This window comes from Paraburkholderia sp. BGA-UO-ETr-F21, assembly GCF_059567925.1.
In genome coordinates this window covers 645,013-652,249 of record NZ_JCAQOY010000029.1, presented here as the reverse complement: position 1 = coordinate 652,249, position 7,237 = coordinate 645,013, and the positions used below count along the sequence as shown (strand labels likewise).

Genomic DNA, 7,237 nt, shown 5'->3' with positions numbered 1-7,237 from the left:
GGGTTCGGGCGGGTTTACCGCCTCTGCCGATCTGGTGCTGGTCGCCACCGGCGCGCGACCCGACACCACCCTAGCCGCCGCTGCGGGGATTGCGCTGGGGCCCTCTGGCGCCATCCGCGTCACGCAGCGCATGGAAACCACGCTACCCGGCATTTGGGCCGCCGGCGACTGCGCCGAGACCTGGCATCGGATACTCCAGCGGCCAGCGTACCTGCCACTCGGGACGACCGCGCACAAACAGGGCCGTGTGGCCGGCGAGAACGCGGTAGGCGGGGAGCGTCTGTTCGCGGGCTCGGTCGGCACCCAAACCGTGAAAGTGTTCGAGTTGGCAATCGCACGGACGGGCTTGCGCGAAGCCGAGGCGCGCACGGCCGACTTTGATCCCGTCACCATCGAGACTGAAACCTGGGATCACAAGGCCTACTACCCTGGAGCGCAGAAGCTCCGCGTCCGGGTGACCGGTGATCGCCGGACTGGCCGGCTCCTGGGCGCGCAGATCCTCGGCCCCTGGCGCTCGGAGGTGTCGAAACGCATCGACGTGTTCGCAACGGCACTGTTCCACGGCATGGGCGTCGAAGACTTGAACGATCTCGATCTCAGCTACACACCGCCCTTCGGCAGCCCGTGGGACGCGGTGCAGATGGGCGCGCAGGCCTGGACGAGCGTGATGAAAAACGAAGTGGCAAGTTGTTCACCGCCCATCGACCCACAAATTTTAGGAAGGAGCACACCATGAAAGTTCGCGACCTGATGACCCCAAACCCGATACAAATCGCGCCCGAGACGGCTGTGGCGGAAATCGCCCGCATCTTGATTGAACACCGCATCAACGGCGTTCCGGTCACCGATACTGAGGGACGTCTGCTCGGCATCGTGACCGAGGGTGATTTGGTCCATCGCGCCGCCGACGAGCGGTTGGAGCCGCGCGAATCGGTCTGGAAGGAGAACTTCTACCGCTCTGTGTTTCGCCGGCGCACACCCGAGACGGACAAGACCGAGGGCCGCACGGCCGCGCAGGTCATGACGCGGGAAGTCCTTACCGTGGCGCCCGAAGACCATGTCACCGTGGCCGCGCGTCTGCTCGCGGATCACAACATCAAGTCTCTGCCCGTCATCGAAAACGAGCGGCTGATCGGCATCATCTCGCGCTTCGATTTGATCAAGCGACTGGCCAGCAACCGCGGATATCTTCAACCCCATGAGCAAGGACTGAGCTAATGTTGACCGCTTTTTTAATTTTTATCGCCACCATCGTACTGGTCATCTGGCAGCCGAAAGGTTTGGGTGTGGGCTGGAGTGCCCTGCTGGGCGCCGCACTGGCACTGCTAGCCGGCGTGGTGCATCTGGGTGATATTCCAACGGTTTGGGGTATCGTCTGGAATGCCACCATCACCTTCATCGCCGTCATCATCATCAGCCTGCTGCTTGATGAAGCCGGTTTTTTTGAGTGGGCGGCGCTACATGTGGCACGCTGGGGTAACGGTAACGGACGCAGGCTGTTCGCCTTTTTCGTGCTGCTGGGCGCGGCCGTGGCGGCACTGTTCGCCAACGACGGCGCGGCGCTGATCCTGACACCGATCGTAATGGCGATGCTGCTGGCGCTCAGGTTCAGTCCAGCGGCGACGCTGGCCTTCGTGATGGCGGCTGGCTTTATTGCCGATACCGCCAGCCTGCCACTGGTCGTCTCCAACCTGGTCAACATCGTCTCAGCCGATTTCTTCAAGATCGGCTTCACCGAGTATGCCGCCATCATGGTGCCGGTCAACATCGTCGCCGTCGCTGCCACCCTGGCGATGTTGATGTGGTTCTTTCGCCGCGACATCCCGAAAGACTACGATGTTATGCAACTAAAAAACCCGCGTGAGGCGATTCTTGACAGCGCCACCTTCAAGGCCGGTTGGTGGGTATTGGCGCTGCTGCTGGTTGGCTTTTTCGGGCTGGAACATGTCGGCGTGCCGATCAGCGCTGTAGCGTCAGCCGGAGCGCTGATTCTACTGGGTGTGGCGGCGCGCGGCCATGTGATCTCCACCCGCAAGGTGCTCAAAGAAGCGCCTTGGCAGATTGTGATTTTTTCACTTGGCATGTACCTGGTGGTCTACGGCCTGCGCAACGAGGGTCTCACCGAACATATCGCCGGACTGCTCGATTACTTCGCACAAGGAGGCGTATGGGGCGCAGCTTTCGGGACGGGCATTCTCACCGCGCTGCTATCGTCGGTCATGAACAACATGCCTACGGTGCTGGTGGGTGCACTCTCCATTGATGCCACGAGTGCAACCGGTGTGGTCAAGGACGCGATGATCTACGCCAATGTGATCGGCAGTGACCTCGGGCCGAAGATCACCCCCATCGGATCGCTGGCGACGCTGCTCTGGTTGCATGTGCTGGCGCGCAAGGGCATGACGATCACTTGGGGTTATTACTTCAAGGTGGGTGTTGTACTAACTGTTCCTGTACTGGCAGTGACACTAGCTGCGCTAGCTCTTCGCCTGAGTCTCACTTGATGCGAGCGGAGCGCTGTTTGCGGACATGCAGTATTGGAGTAAAGAAGGGTGAGCGGCTTGGCGTATGGCTATTCTCTTGAGTGCGGTCATCGGGATACCGCTCTATATCCGCGCCTTTTTTTAGTGGAACTGGATTTACTCGGCCACAGAAAGAAAAAGAGCATCCATGCCACGCCGTTCGATCCTGTCCGCCGCCGAGCGTGACAACCTGCTTGCATTGCCGGACGCCAAGGAAGAGCTGATCCGTCACTACACGTTCAGCGACACCGATCTGTCCAGCATCCGGCAGAGGCGCGGCCCGGCCAACCGCCTTGGCTTCGCCGTGCAGCTCTGCTATCTGCGCTTTCCCGGCGTCATCCTTGGCGCCGATGAACCGCCGTTTCCGCCCTTGCTGAAACTGGTCGCTGACCAGCTCAAGATTGGCATCGAAAGCTGGGGTGAATATGGGCAGCGGGAGCAGACCCGGCGCGAGCACCTGGTCGAGCTGCAAATGGAGTTCGGCTTCCAGCCGTTCACCATGAGCCACTACCGGCAGGCTGTTCAGTTGCTGACCGAGTTGGCCATGCAGACCGACAAGGGCATTGTGCTGGCCAGCGCCTTGATTGAGCATCTGCGGCGGCAGTCGATCATCCTGCCCGCTCTCAACGCCATCGAGCGCGCCAGTGCCGAGGCCATCACCCGCGCCAACCGGCGCATCTACGATGCCCTAGCCGAACCGTTGTCGAACGGGCACCGTCATCGTCTCGACGATCTGCTAAAACGCCGCGATAACGGCAAGACAACTTGGCTAGCCTGGCTGCGCCAGTCGCCCGCCAAACCGAACTCCCGCCACATGCTCGAACACATCGAACGCCTCAAAGCCTGGCAGGCCCTCGACCTGCCCGCTGGCATCGAGCGGCTGGTGCACCAGAACCGCCTACTCAAGATCGCCCGTGAGGGTGGCCAGATGACGCCCGCCGATCTGTCCAAGTTCGAGCCGCAGCGGCGCTACGCCACCCTCATGGCGCTGGCCATCGAGGGCATGGCCACCATTACCGATGAAATTATCGATCTACATGACCGCATTCTGGGCAAGCTGTTCAACGCTGCCAAGAACAAGCATCAGCAGCAGTTCCAGGCATCCGGCAAGGCGATCAACGCCAAGGTGCGCCTGTACGGGCGCATCGGTCAGGCGCTAATCGACGCCAAGCAATCGGGCCGCGACCCGTTCGCCGCCATCGAGGCCGTCATGTCCTGGGATGCCTTCGCCGAGAGCGTCACCGAGGCGCAGAAGCTCGCGCAGCCCGATGACTTCGATTTCCTGCATCGCATCGGCGAGAGCTACGCCACCTTGCGCCGTTACGCGCCGGAATTCCTTGCCGTGCTCAAGCTGCGGGCTGCTCCCGCCGCCAAGGACGTGCTTGATGCCATCGAGGTTCTGCGCGACATGAACATCGACAACGCCCGCAAGGTGCCCGCCGATGCGCCGACCGGCTTCATCAAACCGCGCTGGCAGAAGCTGGTCATGACCGACGCGGGCATCGACCGCCGCTACTACGAACTGTGCGTGCTATCGGAGATGAAGAACGCGCTGCGCTCCGGCGACATCTGGGTGCAGGGGTCGCGCCAGTTCAAGGACTTCGAGGACTACCTGGTGCCGCCCGCGAAATTCGCCCGCCTCAAGCAGGCCAGCGAATTGCCGCTGGCCGTGGCCACCGACTGCGACCAGTACCTGCACGACCGGCTGACGCTGCTGGAAACACAGCTTGCCACCGTCAACCGAATGGCGCTGGCCAACGAGCTGCCGGACGCCATCATCACGGAGTCGGGCCTGAAGATCACGCCGCTCGACGCGGCAGTGCCCGACACCGCACAGGCCCTGATCGACCAGACCGCAATGATCCTGCCGCACGTCAAGATCACCGAATTACTGCTGGAGGTGGACGAATGGACGGGTTTCACCCGGCACTTCGCGCACCTGAAATCCGGCGACTTGGCCAAGGACAAGAACCTGCTGATGACCACGATCCTCGCCGACGCGATCAATCTGGGCCTGACCAAGATGGCGGAGTCCTGCCCCGGCACGACCTACGCCAAGCTGGCCTGGTTGCAAGCCTGGCACGTCCGCGATGAAACCTACGGGGCGGCGCTGGCCGATCTGGTCAACGCACAGTTCCGGCATCCCTTCGCCGAGCACTGGGGCGACGGCACCACGTCATCGTCGGACGGCCAGAACTTCCGCACTGGCAGCAAGGCCGAGAGCACCGGCCACATCAACCCGAAATACGGGAGCAGCCCGGGACGGACGTTCTACACCCACATCTCCGACCAGTACGCGCCGTTCCACACCAAGGTGGTGAATGTCGGCGTGCGCGACTCGACCTACGTGCTCGACGGCCTGCTGTACCACGAATCCGACCTGCGCATCGAGGAGCACTACACCGACACGGCGGGCTTCACCGATCACGTCTTCGCGCTGATGCACCTGCTGGGCTTCCGCTTCGCGCCGCGCATCCGTGACCTGGGCGATACCAAGCTCTACATTCCCAAGGGTGAAACCGCCTATGACGCGCTGAAGCCGATGATCGGCGGCACGCTCAACATCAAGCACGTCCGCGCCCATTGGGATGAAATCCTGCGGCTGGCCACGTCGATCAAACAAGGCACGGTGACGGCCTCGCTGATGCTGCGCAAGCTCGGCAGCTATCCGCGCCAGAATGGTCTGGCCGTCGCCCTGCGCGAGTTGGGCCGCATCGAGCGCACGCTGTTCATCCTAGACTGGTTGCAAAGCGTCGAGCTGCGCCGCCGTGTGCATGCCGGACTGAACAAGGGCGAGGCCCGCAACGCGCTGGCCCGTGCCGTGTTCTTCAACCGCCTGGGCGAAATCCGCGACCGCAGTTTCGAGCAGCAACGCTACCGGGCCAGCGGCCTCAACCTGGTGACGGCAGCCATCGTGCTGTGGAACACGGTTTATCTGGAACGGGCCGCGAATGCCCTGCGTGGCCACGGCAAGCCCGTTGATGATTCTCTATTGCAGTATCTGTCGCCGCTGGGTTGGGAGCACATCAACCTGACTGGCGATTACCTCTGGCGCAGCAACGCCAAGATCGGCGCGGGCAAGTTCAGGTCGCTACGGCCGCTGCAACCAGCTTAACGTGCTTTATTTTCCGTTTTCTGAGACGACCCCTTATCAGGTCCGGATACGCGTAAAAAAGCCTCCGGATGGAGGCTCATTTTCGGCAGGGGGGANTCTATTGCAGTATCTGTCGCCGCTGGGTTGGGAGCACATCAACCTGACTGGCGATTACCTCTGGCGCAGCAACGCCAAGATCGGCGCGGGCAAGTTCAGGTCGCTACGGCCGCTGCAACCAGCTTAACGTGCTTTATTTTCCGTTTTCTGAGACGACCCCTACCAGTACACGCTCAACTGGTGTCACGACGATCAGCCCACCCGTCTGCTTACGCGCAACGGTCAGCCGTTGTGGGCGATTCCGTATCAGGAGGAAGTCAACGATATCCCAATGATCCTTGCGCGCCAGATGGACGCGAAGTCGTTCGCCGATCTGATGATTGACCACTTTGAGGAAATGCTGCGGCAGTCCGCCCGAGAACCGCTGGTGATGGGCATTGCATTGCATGCGTACCTGATGGGACAGCCGCATCGATTGTGTCACCTGCGGCGCGCACTCGAACATATTGCCCGCGCGCGCGACGAAGGCCGGATCTGCATCACCACCCCGGGTTCTATTGCAAGCCACATGGATTTTCTAGGCCATTAATCACTTCATTCTAACTTCGTTGTACCGCCTCTATCGCTCGTATTCCGTTTTCAACCTCAATAGGATTCGCCATGTTCATGTCAAAGGCCATCAAGCTGCTGTTATGCGCCCTCACCGGCCTGCTCCTCGCACAAGGCGCATCGGCGCAATCGTGCGAACCGTCCAAGGTCGCCCAGAAATATCCGTCGCTTGCGGGCAAGACCATCAAGATCGGCGTGGACCCCGAGTCGCCGCCGTATGCGTTTCGTGACAGCAAGGATTTCAACAAGATCATCGGCGCCGATGCCGATATGGCTCGCGCCGTATTCGACTGCGCCGGCGTGAAAACGGAGTTCTTCACTGCCGGCTGGCCCGGGCTGCTGCCGGCGCTGCGTGCGGGACAGATCGATGTGATGTGGGACTTGCTGTACTACACACCGGAACGCGCGAAGGAAACGACTTTCGTCACGTATATGCAGGCCGGCACCGGCGGTCTGGTAGCGGCCGGCAACCCCAAAAAGGTCGATGACATCTCAAAGCTCTGCGGCCTCACGGTCACGGCGGGCATCGGCACGGTCGAGCTGACAATGGCGCAAGCGCAAGCCGCCAAATGCAAAGCCGAAGGTAAATCCGATGTGACCATCATGACGTCCGCCGATATCGCGTCGGGCGCGCGCCTCGTCGCCAGCCATCGCGCAGACGTCATGATGTACGACCTGGCGCTGGTCGACGGTCTCGCGAAGCAGAATCCCCAGCTCTACACCCGCGGCTTCATGGTGACGAGCGGCATGAAGATCGGCGTGGGCGTGAAGAAAGGCAACGCCGACATGATCGCCGCCGTGTCCGATGGACTCAAGATCATGCAGGCCAATCAGACGCAGAAGAAAACCTTTCAGCAATACGGCGTAGATCCGTCGCTGGAAATGCCCGCCACACTGCTTACTCAATAAAGACTGCCTGCACGGCACACCTTGCCGTGTGCCGGTAGCGTCATGG

5 protein-coding genes and 1 pseudogene (1 of these 6 cut by a window edge) are annotated in these 7,237 nt (G+C 61.4%); all 6 read left to right on the top strand.

Translation table 11 applies throughout. From position 1 onward, the window contains the following. A protein-coding gene (locus AC57B1_RS19355) for an FAD-dependent oxidoreductase (protein ID WP_496418317.1) crosses the window boundary here: on the top strand, positions 1-736 show its 3' portion. 83 nt of this gene lie to the left of the window's left edge; only the last 736 of its 819 coding nucleotides appear in the window; its start codon lies off the left edge, out of view; it ends in the stop codon at positions 734-736. Then, entirely contained in the window at positions 733-1,218 is a 486-nt protein-coding gene (locus tag AC57B1_RS19350) for a CBS domain-containing protein (RefSeq protein WP_003799990.1), read from the top strand. The genes AC57B1_RS19355 and AC57B1_RS19350 overlap by 4 nt, the downstream gene beginning before the upstream one ends. Next, the gene (locus AC57B1_RS19345; RefSeq protein ID WP_003799992.1) at positions 1,218-2,504 is read left to right on the top strand and encodes an arsenic transporter; all 1,287 of its coding nucleotides are present in this window, start codon (positions 1,218-1,220) and stop codon (positions 2,502-2,504) included. The genes AC57B1_RS19350 and AC57B1_RS19345 overlap by 1 nt, the downstream gene beginning before the upstream one ends. A 166-nt stretch (positions 2,505-2,670) precedes the next feature. Next, positions 2,671-5,637 (top strand): Tn3 family transposase, encoded by a 2,967-nt coding sequence (locus tag AC57B1_RS19340; protein ID WP_041015698.1) that lies wholly within the window; start codon positions 2,671-2,673, stop codon positions 5,635-5,637. Positions 5,638-5,893: 256 nt separating this feature from the next. Continuing rightward, positions 5,894-6,262, top strand: a pseudogene (locus tag AC57B1_RS19335) (polysaccharide deacetylase family protein); the annotation flags it as partial. Positions 6,263-6,333: 71 nt separating this feature from the next. Next, complete coding sequence (locus AC57B1_RS19330; RefSeq protein ID WP_408354791.1) at positions 6,334-7,191, top strand: ABC transporter substrate-binding protein; 858 nt, start codon at positions 6,334-6,336, stop codon at positions 7,189-7,191. The last annotated feature ends 46 nt before the right edge of the window (positions 7,192-7,237 follow it).